Genomic DNA, 18,592 nt, shown 5'->3' with positions numbered 1-18,592 from the left:
TATCGATGTCGAAACGTGTCGCAGAGGTGAGTCGGGTGGTACTGCGAGCGAATGGAATACGGGTCCTGACGGCCGCCCTGCTCATCGCGATCGGTTCGCAGACAATGGTCGCCGCCGCGGGCGGACCGACCGGATCGGCCACCGCGATCACCCTGGACGGCGCCCACCTGGACTGGCCGACGATGCTGCGCGTCCTGCACGAGAACTCGGTGGACGTCCGGCTGTCCGAATCGGCGCGGCGGCAGATGGCCACCGCCAGACAGGGTGCGCTGGACACCGTAGCCGGGGGGCAACGAGTATACGGCTGGAATCAGGCCCTCGGCCCGCTCAAGGACCGTCCGCTCAATTCCGAAGAGCAGCAGGAATTCCAGCGCCGCGTGCTGCGCTCACACGCGGCCGGGACCGGACCGGCGCTGCCGCCGCGGGTCGCGCGGCTGACGCTGGTGTTGCGGGCCAATACGATGGCGCGTGGCACGATGGGGGTGCGCCCGGAACTGGTGGACCGCATGCTGTCGCTGGTGAACGCCGGTGTGCTGCCGACGATGCCGGAGATCGGCTCGCTCGGCACGGGCGACCTGCAGCCGATGGCCGCGGCCGGGTTGAGCATGATCGGAGAGGCCAATCCGGTGTTCTTCGAGGGTCGGCAGACCGGCGCGCCGATGGCCCTGCGCGCCGCGGGCCTGCCCGAACGGTTCACCCTCGAGGCCGGTGAGGCGCTTCCACTGATCAGCGGCGGCAGCGCGCTGACGGCCCGGCTGGCCGAGGCGATCGACCGGGCCGACCGCGATATCGACGCCTTCATCGCGGGTTTCGCCCTGTTCCTGGAGGCCACGCGCGCCGAACAGGGCGCCTTCGACGAACGCACCCATGCCGAGCGCGGCATTCCCGAACAGGTCGACGCGGCCGCGCAGATCCGGTCGCTGTACTGCGGCACTCAGTGGATGACCGAGGCGGGCCGAGAACTATTCGGGCAGCACGGACCGCGGGTGCAGGACGCCACCTCGGTGCGTTCGACACCGCATGTGCTGAGCACCCTGCGCCGGACGCTCGCCGCCGCCCGCGACGCGGTGGTCGGCGAGGCGAACGCCTCCACCTCGAATCCGCTGATCTTCCCGCGCGATTCCGGCGGCCACGAGTTCGTCATGGGTGGCAACTGGGCGGCAACACATCTCGGTGAGCACATCGACCGGCTGAATGCCCAGCTCGCCAACCTCGCCGTCCTCTCGGAGGGGCTGTCCGGCCGACTGCTGGATCCGGACTGGAGTTACGGCCTGCCCGCGAATCTGGCCGGTGGCCCGGTGGGCCTGAACTCCGGGATGGTGCAAGCCGAAACGGTGGCGGCGGCCCTCGTTCCCGAGATCCAGATTCGCGCGAATCCGGCGAGCACCCTGTCTCGGCCGGTCAAGGGCGGCCAGGAGGACCTCAACCCGATGGCGATGGCCTCGCTGCGCAACCTCGCCGACAATCTGGACCGGCTCGACACCGTCCTGGGCGTGCAGATCATGATGGCCGCACAGGCCGTCGACCTGGCCCGCCCCCGAATGCCCGGGCTGGCAATGGGTTCCGGAACCGAGGCCGTGCAAGCGATTGTCCGCCAGCGCATCGAACCGCTCACCGACGATCGATATCTGTCCCCCGACGTCGAGGCGGCCACGGCCCTGGTCCGCGACGGCGCCCTGTCCCGGATAGCCGACGAGGCCGACGAAAAGCCCTGCGCCGCATAGTGTCCGGCGAAAGCAGCGGAACCGGCGCGCGGATGCCGAACGCCGTCGGCACAATGATCGGGTGACCGACCTCAACGTCCACCGCTTCGGCCCGGCCGACGGGCCGCTCGTCCTCGCCCTGCACGGCCTGACCGGACACGGTCGCCGTTGGGCCGCGCTGGCCACCGAACACCTGCCCGAGCTACGGATCGTCGCCCCGGATCTGCGCGGTCACGGCCGCTCACCCGCGCTGCCGCCGTGGACGCTGGAGACCGTGGCCGAGGATGTGGCCGAACTGCTCGCGGGTGAACCGGCGGTGGTGGTCGGGCATTCGTTCGGCGGGGCCACCGGCATCCATCTGGCCCATCGGCATCCGGAACTGGTGCGCGCCCTGGTACTGCTCGATCCGGCCATGGGTCTGGACCCCGAGTTCCTGCTGCAGATCGCCTACGGCACGCTGGCCCGGCCCGACTACGCGGACGTCGAGGCGGCCCGGCTCGACAAATTGGAAACGGCCTGGGCCGAGGTCGAACCGCGGCTGCTCGAGGCCGAACTCGCCGAACATCTGGTGCCCACCGGCGCCGGTCGGCTCGCCTGGCGGCTGAGCCTGCCCGCCATCGTCTCCTACTGGGGTGAGCTGGCCCGCGACCTCGTGCTTCCACCCGCGGAACTGCCGACCGTGCTGGTGCGGGCGATGAAGGCGCAGATCGTCACGCCACGGCTGCGGTCGGAGCTCGGCGCACATCTCGGCGACCGGCTGACCGTGCACGAGTTCGACTGCGACCACATGGTTCCCCTGGCCCGTCCCGCGGAGACCGCGGCCGTCATCCGCTCGGTCCTCTGATATGGCCACCTCCGACGCCGAGATCGAGCGAGTCCGCGAACTGGTGGCCGCGATCCCGCCCGGCCGGGTCGCCACCTACGGCGATATCGCCGCCGCCGCCGGGCTGTCGACACCGCGCACGGTCGGCTGGATCATGCGCACCGACGCCGCCGACCTGCCCTGGCACCGGGTGCTGCGCGCCGACGGCTCACCGGCGCCGCACCTGCGCCACCGGCAATTGCAGCGGCTGGCCGAGGAGGGCTGTCCGGTCCGCGGCGACCGGGTCGATCTGGCGGCGGCGCGGTTTCGCTTCGAATCCCACCGCGACCCGGGCTGACGGCGATTACCGTGGAGTCATGTCCACCCGGCTGGCGTGTGTGGTCTTCGATGCCGTCCAACCGCGCGGCGTGGCCCGATTCTGGGCCGAGCTGCTGGGCTGGGATGTGACGGTGGACCGGCCCGACGGGGTCGATGTGGCCGCGCCCGATCCGGACGCCCCCGATGTCGCGCTGAGCTTTCTGCCCGCCCGCGGCCCGAAGTCTGGGAAGAACCGCATTCACCTGGATCTGGCCAGCCGGTCGCTGGATCATCAACGGGTACAGGTGGATCGGGCGCTGGCGCTGGGCGCCCGGCGGATCGATATCGGGCAGGGCGCGGTGCCGTGGGTGGTGCTGGCCGATCCGGAGGGCAACGAATTCTGCGTACTGGAACCGCGCGAGCAGTACGTGGATACCGGCGCGGTCGCCGCGATCGTGATCGACACCCGCGATCCGGCTCGGCTGGCCCGGTTCTGGTCGACCGCCTCGGGTTGGCCGGTGTCCCACGACGCGGGCGGATTCAGCGGCATCCGGTCGGCGACCGGGCAGGGTCCGTGGCTGGAGTTCCTGCGCTGTGGCAGCGGCGGCGACCGCGGGCGGCTGCATCTGGACCTGATGTGGTTTCCGGCCGACGATCCGGACGAGGATCTGGCCCGATTACGCGCGGCGGGCGCGATTGCGGTGCGGCCCGGCGATTTCGGCTCCGGCGATGGACGGCCCGTGGTGCTGGCCGATCCGGAGACCTACGAGTTCTGTCTGCTGCGTCCCCGGGGCGACTGACCGCATCGCCTACCATCGGCGCCATGATCAACGTGCGGGGTGAGGGCTCGTGACGACGATCGACGCGATCGTGCTCGCGGGTGGGCGGGCGACCCGGATGGGCGGGGTGGACAAGCCCGCGATCGTGGTCGGCGGGCGAACGATGCTGGACACGGCGCTGGCCGCGGTGGCCTCGTGCGTGCGGACGGTGGTGGTCGGCCCGCATCGGCCGGAACTGGCCCCCGCGATCCGGCAGGTGCAGGAGGTGCCCGCCGGTGCGGGTCCGGTCGCCGCGATCGCGGCCGGGCTGCGGGTGCTGGAGGAGTGCGATTTTCCGGCCGAGCTGGTCGCGGTGCTGGCCGCCGATATGCCGTTCCTGACCGCCGAGGTGATCGATGAATTGGCCCGGCATGCCGTGGCCTCGCAGGCGGCGGCGGTATTCGCGGCCGACGAATCGGGGCGGCCGCAGTATCTGGTCGGGGTGTGGCGGCGCACGGCGCTGCTGGCCGGGCTGGACCGACTGGACTCGCTGATCAATCAGCCGATGAAGGCGCTGGTGCCGATGGACACCGTCATGGTCCAGCTGCCCGGGGTCGCCGACTGCGATACCGCCGACGATATTCGCCGGGCGCGGGCCCGCGCGGCCCCGCTGACCCTCGACGAGGCGCGAAATATCTTGCGCGGCAGCCTTTCCCGCCTGCCGACCCGCCAGTCACCGCTGCGTTCGGCGCGGGGCGCGACGCTCGCGGTGCCGCTGACCGCCGCCGAGGCACTGCCCCGATTCGACGTGTCGGCCATGGACGGATATGCCGTGGCGGGCGAGGGTCCGTGGCGGCTGCGCCACGACGTCGGCTTCGCGGGCGGGCAGCGTCCGGTGGGGCTGGCGGCCGGGGAGGCGGTGCGGATCGCGACCGGGGCGCATGTGCCGGAGGGCACGTCCACGGTCGTGCGGGACGAGTTCGCCCGCGTCGAGGACGGGTTGCTGCATCGCCTGCCCGACACCCCGATCCGCGACGACGTGCGCCGCCGCGGCGAGGACTGGCAACCGGGCGATTCGATCGCCGCGGCGGGCACACCGGTGTCCACCGCCCTGATCTCCGCGGCCACCGCCGCCGAGGTGGCGGCCCTGATGGTGCGCGGCCCCATCCGGGCGCGAATCGTCATGACCGGCGACGAGATTCGCAGCGAGGGACCGCTGCGCACCGGCCAGACCCGCGACTCGATCGGCCCCGTGCTGCCGGATCTGCTGTCCCGCTACGGAATTGACGCCCTGGACCGGGTACACCTGCGTGACACCCCCAACGGTTTCGACGAGGTCCTGGCCGCCGCCACCGACTGCGACCTGCTGGTGATCGTCGGCGCGACCGGCGGCGGCGCGGCCGACCAGCTCCGGGACGCCCTCGACCGCACCGCGGCCCGCATCCTGGTCCATCGCCTGCAGCTACGCCCCGGCGGCTCCACCGTGGTAGCCGAAACCCCCTCCGGCACAACAATCCTCGGCCTCCCCGGCAACCCCTACGCCGCCGTGGCCACCCTCACCGCCCTCCTCCCCGCGATCATCGACGGCCGCACCGCCCGCACCCCCGCCCGCACCCTCCTCGGCCCCCTCACCAACGCCACCTCCGTCACCGCCCCGGTGACCCGCATAGTCCCCGCCCGCACCCTCCCCGACGGCGGCTTCACCGCCGACCCCCACATCCGCACCGCCCACCTGGCGGGCCTGCTCGACCGCGACGGCCTGGTCATCGTCCCACCCGGGGCCACCGACGGCACCCTCGTCGAATTCCTGCCGCTACCCGGCTGATTCGGCTCGTCACGCCGACACCGGGGACCCGGGTCGCGCACCACCCGGGGCGTAGGCGTTCCGAAACGCGTTCTAGAAATAGTGGGACGGTGCGACCGGGGAATAGAGTGCATCCAGGCACACCACCATGTGACCGTTCTCGCCGCCGAAGCACCCCTTTCGGCCTGGACTCGCGCGCATGTGCGCGAGCGTCACAACGATGTCGACTCGCTGCTCGAACGGGTGTACTTCAAGGCATGACAGCGACAACCGCCTCCGCCACCACCACCTCCGCCACGCTCGGCACGATCTCCCTCGTCGCCGCCACCATCCTCACCGGCCTGCTGGCGGGGGTCTACTACGCCTACGGCACCTCGGTCATGCTGGCGCTGCGCCAGGTCGACGACCGCACCTTCGTGGACGTGATGAACCGCATCAACGTGGTCATCGTCAATCCGCTGTTCCTGCTCAGCTTCCTCGGCTCGGTCGTGCTCACCGGTGTCGCGGCCGCCCTGCATCTGCGCGGCGATCAGCGTCAGGTGCTGTGGTGGATTCTGATCGCGCTGGCGCTCAATGTGATCAGCCTGTTCATCTCCTTCGGGGGCAACATCCCGCTCAACAATCAGCTCGCCGATGTCAGCGGCGGCGACTTCGCGGCGCTGCGCCAGCGGTTCGAGACACCGTGGGTGCGGCTGAACCTCGCCCGCGCACTGGCCAATACCGGGGCCATCGGATTCCTGGCGATGGCGCTGCGCGCGTCGGGGCGTTGAATACCGTTCGACGCATCAGTACGGCAGCGGCCGATTGGCCGCTGCCCAGGCCTTTTCGGCGTCGGTGCCCGGATCCGGGGGCCACAATCCCGCGATCATCCACAGATCGCGCGGGGTCTCGTCGATGTGGAACTCCCAGTGCAGACCCCGATCTCGGGTATACGGGCGCATCACGGCGTCGAGACGCTCGGTCATCGCCCTGCGCCGGACCGGATCGTCGAGATGGCGGGCCAGATGCTCGACGACGATCCGCACCGCGTCGCCGGCCGGTCGCCCGCCGACGTAGAAGTCGTGCGTATCAACCTCGTGGAACAGCACCATGGCGTAGAACTCGGGCAGGCCGACGGCCGTGTAGATCCCGGTGATATCCCGCGCGAAGTTCTGCTTGTCCGCGGCGGAGTAGGCGCCGATCGGATGGTAAACATGCCACAGCGGCATGGATCGCTCCTCTCGGTCAGCGGCCGATGCTCAGGCTCAGGCCCTCGACCGGACCGGACAGCGCCGCTTTCACACCGCGACTGAATTCGTCGACCAGCACCTCGCTCTCCCCCTTCTCGACGCCGTCGAAAACGGCCAGGGCCACCTGCTCGGGCTCGAGTTTGTCGCCGGGGAAGTTCCGGACCATATCGGTGTCGGCGAAGCCGAGATGCACCCCGACGACCTGGGTACCCTGCCCGGCCAGCTCGATGCGCAGCGAGTTGGTGATCGACCACAGCGCCGCCTTGGACGCGCCGTAGGCACCCGCGCCCGCGCTCCACGACAGCACCGAGTGGATGTCGACCAGCGCGCCGCCGCCGTTCGCGGCGAGGATCGGCGCGAAGGCCCGGGCGACCCGCAACGGGCCGAAGACATTGGTCTCGAAGGTCGCCACCACATCGGCCATCGCGGTTCGCAGCAGCGGCGCCGGATACAGCACGCCCGCGTTGTTCACGACGATCCGCACGTCGGTGGCCCCGGCGGCGACCGCGTCGATCGCCCGCGGATCGGTCACGTCGAGGGCGAGCGGTTCGATCCGCGGATCCTCGCCCGGGATCGGGTCGCGCGCGGTGGTGTACACCTTGTACGCGCCGCGACGCAGGAGTTCGTCGACGAATGCTCGGCCCAGGCCGCGTTGGCCGCCGGTCACCAGGGCGACCGTGCCCTCGATAGTGGTCATCTTTAGATTATGCTCATCATCTAAAGCAATGCGCAAGACTGTGGTGACCGATTCGAGAGAAGGGGAGCCCATGCCGCGAGCATCACGGGCACAGGCGGAATCGCACCGTCGGGAGGTATTGGACGCGGCCGCCGCGCAGGTGCGCGCGCACGGCGCACACGGCGTGAGCGTGCCGCAGCTGATGGCAGCGGCGGGGTTGACCCACGGCGGCTTCTATCGCCACTTCCGGTCCAAGGAGGATCTGGTGGCGCAGGCGTGCACGGCCGCGTGTGCGGAGAAGGCGCGGGAGATCGACGAGATTCGCGAGACCAGCCCGGATCTGGAGACCGCGCGGCAGCTGTTCATCGAGCGCTACCTGTCGGTCGCCCACCGCGACCATCCCGGGCAGGGCTGCGGGCTGGCCGCGCTGGTCGGCGATGTGGCGCGTGCCGATGCCGAAAGTCCTCTGCGGCAGGCCTATCTCGACGGCCTGCGGGAGATGGTGGACAACCTCGGCTCCCTCGGCGAGCGCTCCAGCGACGAGGACGAGCTACTGGTCGAGGTCGCGCTCCTGGCCGGGGCGCTGATGCTGGCGCGGGCGAGCGCCGGGGACGAGCTGTCCGAGCGCATCCTGCGGGCCGCCCGAAAGCGCCTGATCAGCCCAGCCCCGCCGACTCGATGACCACCGGCTGGGCGGGCAGGCCGTCGCGCTCGCCGCGTTCGGTGGGCGTGATGCCCGCGGCGACCATGCGGTCGATCACCTCCATCCCGCGCACCACGCGGCCCAGTACCGAATAGTTGGCGGGGATGTGGGCGAAGGAGTGCACGATGAAGAATTCGCTGCCGTTGGTGCCGGACCCCTGGTTGCCCATGGCCAGGGTGCCGCGCTCGTAGGTCTCGGTGCCGTCGACCTCGTCGGGGAAGGCGTACCCGGGCCCGCCCCTTTCGACCTCGTAGATGTCGCCGCACTGCAGCACGCCGAGCCGGGCGCTGTCGGTCAGCCGCCAGCACTGGCTCTGATCGTAGAACCGTTGCAGCACAAGGCTGGTCATATTCTGCACCGCGCAGGGCGCCGCGCCGGAGCGGTCGAGGCGCACCGTCACCGGACCCTGGCGGAACCGGAAGGTGACGTCGATGGTGCCCACGGTCGGCGCGATCGACGGCGGCGCCAGCACCGGCCGGGCCGCCGGGTTGTCCGGGGTCGGGGTGAAATCGCACGTGACCACCAGCGGTTTCGCCTGGGCCGATCCCGCGCCGACCAGCAGCCCGGACATCGATACGACAACGGCGGAGAATACGGCAGCCCAGCGTGACCTCATAGCGAGCAAACTAGCCGATTTCGATATTCCTCCGCATCACTTTGCCGGTGACATTGCGGGGCAACGGTTTCGCGGTGATCACCCAGCGCTCGGGCACCTTGAAGTAGGCCAGCCGGGCCGCGGTGAACTCGCGTAAATCCTGCTCGCCCACCACCTCCGGATCGTCGACCACCACCACCGCGGCCACCTGCTGCCCCAACTCCTCGTGCGCGATGCCGAGCACCGCCGATTCGCGCACGGCCGGATGTTCGTCCAGGACGTTCTCGATCTCGGTGGGATAGACGTTCTCCCCGCCGCGCAGGATGAGATCGGTGCGCCGACCCGACAGATACAGTCTCCCCTCGGCGAGGGAGCCGAAATCACCGGTGCGCAGCCACCGTTCGGCGTCGATGGCGGCGGCGGTGGCCGCCTCGTCGTTCCAGTAACCGAGCATGACGTACGGGCTGCGGACGCAGATCTCGCCCTCGACGCCATCGGGCACCGGCTTGCCGCCCGGGTCGCGGATCTCGACGGCGACGCCGAGGATGGGCCGCCCCACCGTCTCCGGGAACGCGGCCAGTTCCGGCGGGGCGGCAACCGTTGCGGCGGTACCGCTTTCGGTGAGCCCGTAGCTGGTGGTCGGGGCGACCGGCAGCCGTTCGCGCAGCCTGCGGTGCAATGCCGGGGAGGACGGGGCGGCATTGAGCGAGAACGCGGTCAGCGCCGACAGGTCGTAGCGCGACAGCTCGCGGTCGAGCAGCCGGGACGCCATGGTCGGCACCGCGCCCCAGTTGGTGACACGCTCGCGCTCGAGCAGCATCAGCACCCGGTCGGCGTCGAACGAGCCCTGATGGATCACGACGGTGGCCCCGGTGACCAGCCGGGGCACCACGAGGTTGTGCAGGCTCGCGATGTGGAACAGCGGTGAGGTCAACAGGAATCGCTTGGCACTGGGGCCGTCATGGTCGGCCTGCCCGAGCAGGGCGGCCGCCAGGGCGTCGGTGAAGCGGTGATAATCGCTGACCGCCACCAGGTTTCGATGCGAATGCACCACCCCCTTGGGGCGACCGGAGGTCCCGCTGGTGTAGAGGATCACGGCGGGATCGTCCTCGGCGATGGTCGGCCGGGGCAGGTCCGAGCGCCCGCTGTGGGTTGCGATCAACTCCGGCACGTCCCGCTCCATGGTGAGCACGGGCACCGACTCCGGCAGCAGCCCAGCCCGTTTCGCATCCGCGATCACCACCTTCGGACCCGTGTGCCCCAGGCCGTAGGCGATCTCGGGCGGCGCCCACCAGGCGTTGTAGCCGACCGGAATCGCCCCCAGCCGCACCGCGGCCCAGAACGCGACCACCCATTCGATGGCATTGGCCGCGAGAATGCCCACCCGATCGCCCTTTTCGACCCCGGACCGATCGGCCAGGGCGGACGCCAGCGCCTCGGTCGCGGCGTGGTGCTCGGCGAAGGACATGCGCCGGTCCTCGGTCACCAGGAACTCTCGCCCACCCCAGGCGCGCGCCGCGTCGAGCAGTTCGAGCAGGGAGCGGCGGCGGTGGCGCAGCACCGGAATCGGCACCCCCAGCACCGGCTCCACGGTCGATTCGAAGCGTCCACCGGGGCCGGTCAGTTCGGCGACGGCACGGGCGACGAGCGCCTGGACGTCAACGGCATCGGTCATGTCATCCTCGCTCGCGGTAGTTCAGGGGATCAGCACGGCGCGGCCGCGGATCAGGCCGCGGTCGAGCCGATCGAGGGCGGCGGGCCCGTCCGCGAGGTCGAATCGCTCCACGACTACCCGCAGCGCGTCCGACCGGGCCAGCTCGACAGCCGCCGCAAGATCGCTTTTGGTGCCGCCGTAGGACTTTCGCACCGTGGCTCCCCAGGGGAGCCCCGGCCCTCCGGCTGGTCCGGCATCGATGCCCGGATTGCCGCCGCCGAGTCCGACCATGCGATACGCGCCGTTCGGGGCCACCGAGCGCACCGCCAGCCGGGCGGTGGCATCGTCGCCGACGAAGTCGAAGACCGCCTCGGCGCCGCGACCCTCGGTGAGCTCGAGAATTCGCGCCGCGGTGTCCTCCCCGGCGAGCAGTCCGAGATCCGCGCCGCAGTCGGCGGCCAGTTCCAGCTTGTCGGGGGCGATATCGACGGCGATGACACGAATCTCGGCCACGGCCTTCAAGATCTGCACGGCCACATGACCGAGTCCGCCGACGCCGATGGCGACCGCGGTCGCGCCGGGGTGCAGCTGATCACGAGCGCCCCGAACGGCGTGATACGAGGTGAGCGCGGCATCGGCCAGCGGGGCGGCTGCGTCGAAGTCCAGCTCACCGATCGGCACGAACGAATTCGCCGGTATCCGAACGTATTCCGCCATGCCGCCGTCGGGTCCCAGCCCCGGGCACGGCGGCATGGCCGCGCGCCCGGCGGCCAGGCACACATTCTCGTTGCCGCGCAGACATTCCCGGCAGCCGCCGCAGGACCAGCACAGGTAGACCACGCCACGCTCGCCGACCGCGCGGCCGGTGACGTCCGTCCCGACGGCCGCGACGGTCCCGGCGATCTCGTGGCCGAGGGTCAGTGGCTCGGCCCGCAGGGAAAACGGCAGGCTCAGCACGTAGGAGTCGGAATGGCACAGCCCGGCCGCGCCCACCCGTAGCAGCAGGTCGGCGGGGCCGATCTCGGGCACGGGGACCTCGCGCAGCTCGAGGGTGCCGGGCGCGGTCAATTGCAGGGCGCGCATCACACCCGTCCCGCGACGGCGTCGAAGGTCGCCCGCAGGTAGCGGTCGCACCGGTCGGAGCCGATCAGCCCGCTCGCCATGCGATTCATGGTGTAGGCGAAGCTGATTCGGCGATCCAGGTCGTTGACGACCATCGATCCGCCGTATCCGGACCACCAGCACACCCGCCCGCCGGGCACCCAGGGCACGGTCTGCGGCTGCGGCAGTCCGTGGCCGATGCCGAACCGCAGCGGGGTCAGCAGCGCGAGGTCCACGCCGTCGCTCTGCTGCCGGAAGATCAGTTCCAGGGTCGCGGGCGAGAGCAGGCGCTGTCCGCTCACCTGGCCGCCGCAGGACACCACCGATTGCACCCGCGCCACCGAACGGGCGTTGCCGTGCCCGTTCAACGCGCCTATCTCGGCCTGCCGCCAGGCGGGCGTGGCGGTCACGGCGACGTCGAGCAGCGGGCTGGTGAGCGTCTTGATCAGCACGCTGTCCTGATCGAGGGCGGCCAGATCGAAGGTCGGCAGCCGCGGCTGCTCCAGGGTGGCGATCCGATCGAAGTGCTCCGGCCCGGTGCCGATGTGGAAGTCCGCGCCCAGTGGACCGGCCAGTTCGGCGGCGAAGAAGCGGCCCAGTGAGCTGCCGGTGATGCGGCGGATCACCTCACCGATGAGATGGCCGTAGTTCAGCGCGTGATAGCCCGAGGCGGTCCCCGGCTCCCACCACGGCGCCTGGGCGGCCAGCCGGGCCGCGGCGGCCTCGGCATCGTAGAGATCGGCGATCTCGATCGGGCGCTCCCAGCCGGAGACGCCGGAGGTGTGCGCGAGCAGCTGCCGAATCTCGATGTCGCCCTTGCCGTTCGCGGCGAACTCCGGCCAGTAGTGCGCCACCTTCTCGTCCATGTCCAGCTCGCCGCGATCCACCAGTAGCAGTGCGCACAGCGCGGTCATGGTCTTGGTGACCGAGAAGACGTTCACCAGCGTGTCCGCGCTCCACGGCCGGGTCCGCTCCGGATCGGCGTAACCGCCCCACAGATCCAGGACCGGATCACCGTCGACGGTCACGCACAGCGCCGCGCCCAACTCCGCGCCGGAGGCCAGCTGTTCGTCGAATACCGCTCGCACTCCAGCGAATTCGTCCCGGCAGAAGCCCGAGGCGCGGGTCATCGGCGCACCCCCTGCGCGGCGCGGGCCGCAACGGGCAGCGAATTGCCCGCTGCGGCGGCACGTTTCGCACCGCGTGCCAGCTCCTTGAACAGGCCGCGCACGTACGGCTGGAATTCGACCTGAATGGTGTGGCGCGGCGAGTCGTAATAGCGCCCGGTGCGCCGCGCCTCCTGGTCGCGGACCGCCCGGTCGATCTCCCCGCGGGTCGGCAGATGGTAGCGGCCGGTCAGGTACGCCACCACGAATTTGCTCTGCTGCTCGGCGAAGTTGACCAGCGTGGGCAGCGGCTGGGCCAGGCCCATGAAGAACAGGTCGTTCACCCCCGGCTTCATCATCAGCTGGAACAGCGGGAAGCGATTGTCCTTGCCGGGCAGGAGATTCGGATCGGAGAAGAACGGGAAGCTGATGCGGTAGCCGGTGGCGCACAGCACCACGTCCACGGTCTCGGCGCTGCCGTCGGCGAAGTGCACCCGGTCACCGTCCAGGCGGGTGATCGCCGGTTTGCACACGATATCGCCGCAACCGGCCCGGTGCAGGAATTCCTCACTGGCCGACGGATGCGCCTCGAACGGCAGGTGATCCGGTTTGGGCAGGCCGTAATTCTCCATCTCACCGCGATATTTGCGCACGAAGCGCTGTTTGAGCCGCAGGCCGAGCCGCGGCGGCATCCAGCGCGGCATGGAACGGCGGTCACCGACCCGACCGTTGACGTATTTCGGCAGCACCCACACGCCGCGGCGGGCGGAGACGAACAACCGCTCGGCCAGAAATTTCTGCGACAACTCCGAGGCGATGTCCAGGCCCGAATTGCCCATGCCTACCACCACGATTCGCTTGCCACGCATATCGACCGGATCGAACGGATCGTTGTAGGCGTGGCTGTGCAGCAGTTCGCCGTGGAACTCGCCCGGGTAGTCGGGCAGGTTGGGATCCCAGTGGTGACCGGTGGCGACGATCAGCACGTCGTAGACCGCGGTTTCGCCGGTGTCGGTGCGCACCAGCCAGAGGCCGTCCGGATCGCGCTCGGCCACAACGACTTTGGTGTTGAATCGAATGCGCTCGCGCAGGCCGAAGTGGTCGACGTAGTCCCGGAAGTACTGGAAAAGCTGCGCGTGATGCGGGAAGTCCGGCCATCCGTCGGGCGCGGGGAAGTCCTCGAATTGCAGGCGATACTTCGAGGTGTCGATGTGCAGGCTCTGATAGCAGGCCGACATGCCGTTGGGGTTCTTGAAGTACCAGTTTCCGCCGACCTCGTCGGAGGCCTCGTAGCAGTCGAAGGGGATGTCGTACTCGGCGAGGCGTTTCGCGGTGGTGATGCCCGACGGTCCGGCGCCGATGACGCACACCCGGGGTAGCTCGCGTGTATCCAACTGACTCTCCTGTTCGGCCGCCGGTCGAGGACCGGGCCGGACGTGATGTGGCACACACCGTAGCACTCGCTGGACACAGCGTCCAGTGAGTGACCCATCGTCTAATATCGACGACATGCCTTCGCTGCGTGACGAACAGAAGCGGCTGACCCGCGCACGCATCGTCGACGCGGCCCGGGGACTGTTCGAGACCCGGGGCTACTCGAGCGTGCGGGTCGACGACATCGCCGCCGCCGTCGGCTGCAGCCGAGCCACCTTCTATCTGCATTTCACGGGCAAGACCGAGGTGCTGCGGGCGATCGCCGAGGAGGGCACGCTGCCCAGCGTCCTGCGCTTCTACGCGGATCTGGACCGGGTGCTCGACACCGGCTCGCGCGCCGAATTCGCCGCCTGGATGACCCGCGCGATCGGCTGGTTCTTCGAGCACAAGGATCTGCTGCCCGCCTGGGACGAGGCCACCGCCCTCGAACCGGAGTTCCGCGAGGTCGCCCGCGCGGGCATGAGGGCGCTGCCCGACAGCATGACCTCGTATCTGTCGCGCTGGCCCGAGGCGCGCCGGGACGAGGCGCGGCTGCGCGTCGAATTGCTTGTCGCCCAACTGGAACGGTTCTTCACCCGCTGGGCCATGCAGGGCACGATCGAGGTCTCGGCCGAGCAGGCGGCGGAGGTGCTCACCGATATCTGGTTCCCTGCCCTGCGGGCGCCGACGGCTATTTAGCGGGCAGGCTGCGGGCGTAGCGCACGCCGCGCTCGACCCACTCCCCCAGTACCGCGTCGTCGGCCAGCGGTTCGGGGGCCACGCGCAGCCAGTTCCGCATCTCCCGGCCGCCCATCGTCATCACGGTGACGAACTCCCCATCGATGAGGCGGTCGACCTCCTCGGGGGCGACGCGGACCAGCAGCCCGCCCTTGCCGCTGGCCGCGACAGCCAAATTGCCGTCGATCAGGAAGGACAGGCCGCCGAACATCTTCTTCTCGACCGCCTCGGGCAGCGCGGGGCCCAGGGCGTCGCGGATCCGGTCGGCCAGCTGCTCGTCGTACGCCATAGCGGGCATTGTGTGCCGGACCACCGACACATATGCACGACCATGCACCCAAAGTTCATCAAGATTTTTTAGGCGCGACCGCCGGTTCGAGTTGCTCGCCGATCGCTACGCGACGAGCATCCAACCTCATGCCGTCCAATCGCCTGAACCCTGCCGGTGATGTTCCGGACACCGGGATTCCCGAGCAGGTGGCCGCCACCACGACCATGGCCGAGCAGTACGAGTGGCATCGCGCCCACCTGCGCCGCCATCCGGTCTCACGGCGCAACTTCCTGCGCGGCTCGGCGGCGGCCGCGGCGGTGGCGGCCGCGGGCGTCTCTCCCTTCGGCACCCGCGCATACGCCGAGGACGCCCGGCTCGCGGTCGCCGGGCGGCATGTCGGCTTCGGACCCGATGCGGCCAGTCAGCTCCGCTTCGCCGCGCAGCTGTCGCGTAATCCGCAGGGCACCAAGGTCTTTCTCGAACACGGTCCGACACCGATGCTCGGCGCGACGGTCGAGGCCGAGGTGCGCGATCTGATCACCCAGATCCCGAGCAGCGACGGCGGGGTGCTCGCGGCCGAACAGTTCTACGTGCACGCGCCGGTGGACGGGCTGCCCGGGCGGGTGCCGCACTTCTACCGCTGGCGCACCTCCGACGGCTTCGTCGGCGACGTGCGCAGCGCCGCACCGGCAATGCCGAGTATGCGCGGGGCCGTGCTGCCGTTCCGCTTCACCATGATGGGCGATCAGGGCACCGACGACACACCAACGCGGCCAACGGGTTTGGTGGCGGGTGACTACGACGACAACTACTACAAGCCCGACAACGATCCGACCGTGCCGCATGCGGCCAATGTGCTGAACCAGATCGTGGCCTGCCGACCGGACTTCCACATCCTCGCCGGGGACATCGCCTATGCCGACCCCTCCGGTGCGGGCAGGGCCGCGCAATTCGTGCCGTCCGGCGGCAAGGTCGGCGGCGGCTTCGACAAGTTCAATCCCTATGTGTGGGACGTGTATTTCGGCGCCATCGAGGCCAGCGCCTCGACCACGCCCTGGATGTTCGCCACCGGCAACCACGACATGGAGGCCGCCTACGACACCCACGGCTACGGCGGACATCTCGCGCGCCTGGACCTGCCGGGCAACGGCCCGGCGGGCTGCCCCTCGGCCTACTCGTTCGGCTACGGCAACCTCGCGGTGCTGTCGCTGGACGCCAACGACATCTCCTATGAGATCAGGGCCAATACCGGCTATTCCGGAGGTGCCCAGAACGGCTGGGTGGCAAGGACTCTCGCGGCATACCGCAGCGATCCGAACATCGACTTCATCGTCTGCTTCTTCCACCACTGCGCCTACTCCACCACCGATTCCCACGCCAGCGACGGCGGCGTGCGCGACGCCTGGTGCGAGCTGTTCGACCGGTACCGGGTGGACCTCGTCCTACAGGGCCACAACCACATCTTCGAGCGCACCGACCCCATCCGAGCCGGGCGCCCGACCAAGCCCGCGGGCGACAACTCGATCGTCTACCCCGAGACCGACGGCACGGTCTACTACACCGTCGGCGGCGGCGGCCGCCCCCGCTACGGTTTCCAACCCGGCTCGCAGGAGACCTACCGAGGCCACCAGATTCCCGACACCACCGTCCCCAACAGCTACGTCTGGACCGCCGACGGCGACAAACAGGACGAGGCGGCCCCCTGGTCCCGGGTCCGCTTCCGCAACTATTCCTTCATCCGGGTCGACGTGCGCCCCGGCTTCTTCGCCAGCGAGATGGACGTCGTCGCGGTGGACGAATACGGCCGGGAGTTCGACAAGGTCACCTACCGGCGCACGGTAAACAGCTAGCCCGGGCGGGATCCCGTTGCTTAGTGTCTGGGGATGCGGGAGATTCGGCGCGCATTGCAAGCGCTGGACGATGCGTTCGCGCCGGTCCGGCCACCGCCGGCAATCGATGTCTGTCCGTGCTGTCGCCGGGTCGAGGATTTCGCCGTCCTGCTGATGCGGCCGCGCTCCCAGCTGACCGGAAGAGACCTGGGCCCGTACGCCTTCAGCGTGCTGGACACCGTCGGATCCGCGGCCGATCTGCGATATCTGACCGGCCGGATGCTGCAGCTGCTGCACACACACGACCCGGATATGCCCGCGGTCGAGACGTGCTACGGCAAATTACGTCGGGCGGGCTGGCGATCGTGGGAGCAGGCCGGTGCCATCGCGGCCGTATTCGACGCGCTGTGGACCGATCTGCTGACCGATGAGCCACCGCACGAGAATGTCGGAACGCTGGTGTGCGCGTTGGGTTCCGCCGAGGATACGCTCGCGGCCCGGCTGGCCCGGTGGGCGCGTCTCGACAGCGCCGCCGCGATCCTTCGGCTGCACGAGTTCCTCACGCGCGACTGCCGCCGCAAACATGGCGTCCTGATTCCGAACAACGCGTTCTGGGACCGGACATTACCGACCTATCGCGAGGTGGTCGCCTGGCTCGGCGAGGGACCGGCGCTCGCCGCGGTCACCGCGGCCTTCGACCGCGTCGACGATCCGGCGCTGCTCGAGGTCCTCGGGGGCATCCATGGCGTGCTCGACGACGGGTGACGCGGTTACCCGCGGTCAGATGCCCAGGGCGCTCGCGAACAGGGGCCAGGAGTCGTGCAGATCGTCCTGCCAGTACGGCCAGGCGTGGGTGCCGGGGCGCAATGCCACGGTGGCTGGAATGCCCAGGGCGGCAAGGCGGTCGGTGAGGGCTCGGGTGCAGGAGTTGACCACCGCCTCCATCGGCCCGCCGATGCCCATGCGGTTGGCCAGGGTCGCGGGGTTGCCGCCGATGGACGGATCGGTGAGGGCGTCGTGGCTGCCGGGGGCGCCGTTGCCCGCGGAGATGTAGAGGGCCAGGCCGCGCAGTCGCTCGGCATTGACGATGGGATCGTGGGCGAGCCAGGCCGGATCGTCGGGCGTACCCCACATATTGGCGGCATTGGCGCCGAAGATGCCCAGCTGGGAATGGACGTACGCGCGGGCGAGCGGATCGCTGGTGCGCGGGCAGCCGCTGTACGCGCCGACCGCCTGATACATTCCGGGCGCCTCGATCGCCAGATCCAGCGCCGAGGTCGCCGACATCGATGTTCCCGCAACGGCATTGCGACCGGTCAGCTGGAAACGGTCGCGCAGCAGCGCGGGCAGTTCCCGAATCAGGAAGGTGGACCATTTGTTTCGGCCCAGCACCGGATCGTCGCTCACCCAGTCGGTGTAGTAGCTCGCGCGCCCGCCCATCGGCACGATCACATTGACCGACTTGTCGGCGAAGAACTCGGCGACGTCGGTCCGGGCGGTCCACGGCCCGCCGTCCTCGCCGCCGTCCACGGCATTGAGCAGATACAGCGCGGGCGCCGGTCCGCCCGGATGCGAAATCCACACGGTCACCGCCTTGTTCATCGCCGCGGAGTGCACCACCACCGAGTACTGCCGCCCGCCCAGCGGCCGCACCTCGAGGATGGCCGAGTTGCCGGGATCGGCGGACACGGCTGCGGGCAAGAGCGTGGCAAACGCGGCGAACACGGTGAACAGGACGGCCAGGCAGCGCGGGAGCCGGTGCATGACCAGGAGTATCGCATCAGCCCAGCAACCAGCCAGCGCGCCATGCCGTGACCCGCTGGAAACACCGATCCGGCCCACCCATGCCGTAGGTTTGCCGAGAGGTTCTCGGCTGCGTTTTCCGGATCTGC

General features: G+C 69.8%; 19 protein-coding genes. 10 read left to right on the top strand and 9 right to left on the bottom strand.

The window, feature by feature from the left end; all coding sequences use genetic code 11:
- Nucleotides 1–35 precede the first annotated feature (35 nt).
- The 6 genes from hutH to NDR87_RS18580 all read left to right on the top strand — a co-directional run bounded on the left by hutH (nucleotide 36) and on the right by NDR87_RS18580 (nucleotide 6,155).
- Entirely contained in the window at nucleotides 36–1,724 is a 1,689-nt protein-coding gene (hutH, locus tag NDR87_RS18605; protein ID WP_251913911.1) for an aromatic amino acid ammonia-lyase, read from the top strand.
- 61 nt (nucleotides 1,725–1,785) lie between these two features.
- The gene (locus NDR87_RS18600) at nucleotides 1,786–2,547 is read left to right on the top strand and encodes an alpha/beta hydrolase (RefSeq protein ID WP_251913912.1); all 762 of its coding nucleotides are present in this window, start codon (nucleotides 1,786–1,788) and stop codon (nucleotides 2,545–2,547) included.
- Nucleotide 2,548: 1 nt separating this feature from the next.
- A complete protein-coding gene (locus tag NDR87_RS18595) occupies nucleotides 2,549–2,863 on the top strand; it encodes an MGMT family protein (protein ID WP_251913913.1) in 315 nt (104 codons plus the stop codon).
- Nucleotides 2,864–2,882: 19 nt separating this feature from the next.
- Nucleotides 2,883–3,623: a VOC family protein gene (locus NDR87_RS18590; protein WP_251913914.1), complete on the top strand. Its 741-nt coding sequence runs from the start codon at nucleotides 2,883–2,885 to the stop codon at nucleotides 3,621–3,623.
- A gap of 49 nt (nucleotides 3,624–3,672) precedes the next feature.
- A complete protein-coding gene (locus NDR87_RS18585) occupies nucleotides 3,673–5,406 on the top strand; it encodes an NTP transferase domain-containing protein (protein WP_251913915.1) in 1,734 nt (577 codons plus the stop codon).
- A 236-nt stretch (nucleotides 5,407–5,642) separates the two neighbouring features.
- The gene (locus NDR87_RS18580) at nucleotides 5,643–6,155 is read left to right on the top strand and encodes a DUF1772 domain-containing protein (protein WP_251913916.1); all 513 of its coding nucleotides are present in this window, start codon (nucleotides 5,643–5,645) and stop codon (nucleotides 6,153–6,155) included.
- A gap of 15 nt (nucleotides 6,156–6,170) precedes the next feature.
- On the opposite strand, the gene NDR87_RS18575 is transcribed toward NDR87_RS18580, so the two are convergent.
- Complete coding sequence (locus NDR87_RS18575) at nucleotides 6,171–6,593, bottom strand: tautomerase family protein (protein ID WP_251913917.1); 423 nt, start codon at nucleotides 6,591–6,593, stop codon at nucleotides 6,171–6,173.
- A 16-nt stretch (nucleotides 6,594–6,609) separates the two neighbouring features.
- Entirely contained in the window at nucleotides 6,610–7,311 is a 702-nt protein-coding gene (locus tag NDR87_RS18570) for an SDR family oxidoreductase (RefSeq protein ID WP_251913918.1), read from the bottom strand.
- Between the two features lie 70 nt (nucleotides 7,312–7,381).
- On the opposite strand from NDR87_RS18570, the gene NDR87_RS18565 reads away from it, so the two are divergent.
- Entirely contained in the window at nucleotides 7,382–7,972 is a 591-nt protein-coding gene (locus tag NDR87_RS18565; protein ID WP_251913919.1) for a TetR/AcrR family transcriptional regulator, read from the top strand.
- On the opposite strand, the gene NDR87_RS18560 is transcribed toward NDR87_RS18565, so the two are convergent.
- The 5 genes from NDR87_RS18560 to NDR87_RS18540 are packed head-to-tail and all read right to left on the bottom strand — an operon-like array spanning nucleotide 7,947 to nucleotide 13,843.
- Complete coding sequence (locus tag NDR87_RS18560; protein ID WP_251913920.1) at nucleotides 7,947–8,609, bottom strand: peptidylprolyl isomerase; 663 nt, start codon at nucleotides 8,607–8,609, stop codon at nucleotides 7,947–7,949. The genes NDR87_RS18565 and NDR87_RS18560 overlap by 26 nt on opposite strands.
- A 10-nt stretch (nucleotides 8,610–8,619) precedes the next feature.
- Entirely contained in the window at nucleotides 8,620–10,263 is a 1,644-nt protein-coding gene (locus NDR87_RS18555; protein WP_251913921.1) for a class I adenylate-forming enzyme family protein, read from the bottom strand.
- Between the two features lie 21 nt (nucleotides 10,264–10,284).
- Nucleotides 10,285–11,325 (bottom strand): NAD(P)-dependent alcohol dehydrogenase, encoded by a 1,041-nt coding sequence (locus tag NDR87_RS18550; RefSeq protein ID WP_251913922.1) that lies wholly within the window; start codon nucleotides 11,323–11,325, stop codon nucleotides 10,285–10,287.
- On the bottom strand, nucleotides 11,325–12,473 hold the full coding sequence (locus NDR87_RS18545) for a serine hydrolase domain-containing protein (RefSeq protein ID WP_251913923.1): 1,149 nt from the start codon (nucleotides 12,471–12,473) through the stop codon (nucleotides 11,325–11,327). Before NDR87_RS18545 ends, NDR87_RS18550 begins: the two co-directional genes overlap by 1 nt.
- Nucleotides 12,470–13,843, bottom strand: a complete 1,374-nt coding sequence (locus NDR87_RS18540) for an NAD(P)/FAD-dependent oxidoreductase (RefSeq protein WP_251913924.1) — start codon at nucleotides 13,841–13,843, stop codon at nucleotides 12,470–12,472. Before NDR87_RS18540 ends, NDR87_RS18545 begins: the two co-directional genes overlap by 4 nt.
- A 115-nt stretch (nucleotides 13,844–13,958) precedes the next feature.
- Here NDR87_RS18540 and NDR87_RS18535 point away from each other — a divergent pair, with 115 nt between their 5' ends.
- Nucleotides 13,959–14,561, top strand: a complete 603-nt coding sequence (locus tag NDR87_RS18535) for a TetR/AcrR family transcriptional regulator (RefSeq protein ID WP_251913925.1) — start codon at nucleotides 13,959–13,961, stop codon at nucleotides 14,559–14,561.
- Here NDR87_RS18535 and NDR87_RS18530 read toward each other — a convergent pair.
- Nucleotides 14,554–14,889 carry a TfoX/Sxy family protein gene (locus NDR87_RS18530; RefSeq protein ID WP_251913926.1) on the bottom strand — a complete coding sequence of 112 codons (336 nt, stop codon included), beginning with the start codon at nucleotides 14,887–14,889 and terminating at the stop codon, nucleotides 14,554–14,556. The genes NDR87_RS18535 and NDR87_RS18530 overlap by 8 nt on opposite strands.
- Before the next feature lie 128 nt (nucleotides 14,890–15,017).
- On the opposite strand from NDR87_RS18530, the gene NDR87_RS18525 reads away from it, so the two are divergent.
- Nucleotides 15,018–16,721: a metallophosphoesterase gene (locus NDR87_RS18525; protein WP_251913927.1), complete on the top strand. Its 1,704-nt coding sequence runs from the start codon at nucleotides 15,018–15,020 to the stop codon at nucleotides 16,719–16,721.
- Between the two features lie 33 nt (nucleotides 16,722–16,754).
- Nucleotides 16,755–17,465, top strand: coding sequence for a hypothetical protein (locus tag NDR87_RS18520; protein WP_251913928.1), 711 nt, complete (start codon nucleotides 16,755–16,757; stop codon nucleotides 17,463–17,465).
- Nucleotides 17,466–17,480: 15 nt separating this feature from the next.
- Here the strand turns inward: NDR87_RS18520 and NDR87_RS18515 are convergent, their stop codons facing one another.
- A complete protein-coding gene (locus NDR87_RS18515; protein WP_251913929.1) occupies nucleotides 17,481–18,464 on the bottom strand; it encodes an alpha/beta hydrolase family protein in 984 nt (327 codons plus the stop codon).
- Nucleotides 18,465–18,592: the final 128 nt, after the last annotated feature.

Source organism: Nocardia sp. CDC159 (assembly GCF_023740735.1).
GTDB lineage: Bacteria > Actinomycetota > Actinomycetes > Mycobacteriales > Mycobacteriaceae > Nocardia > Nocardia pulmonis.
This window is presented reverse-complemented; position numbering and strand designations above follow the sequence as displayed.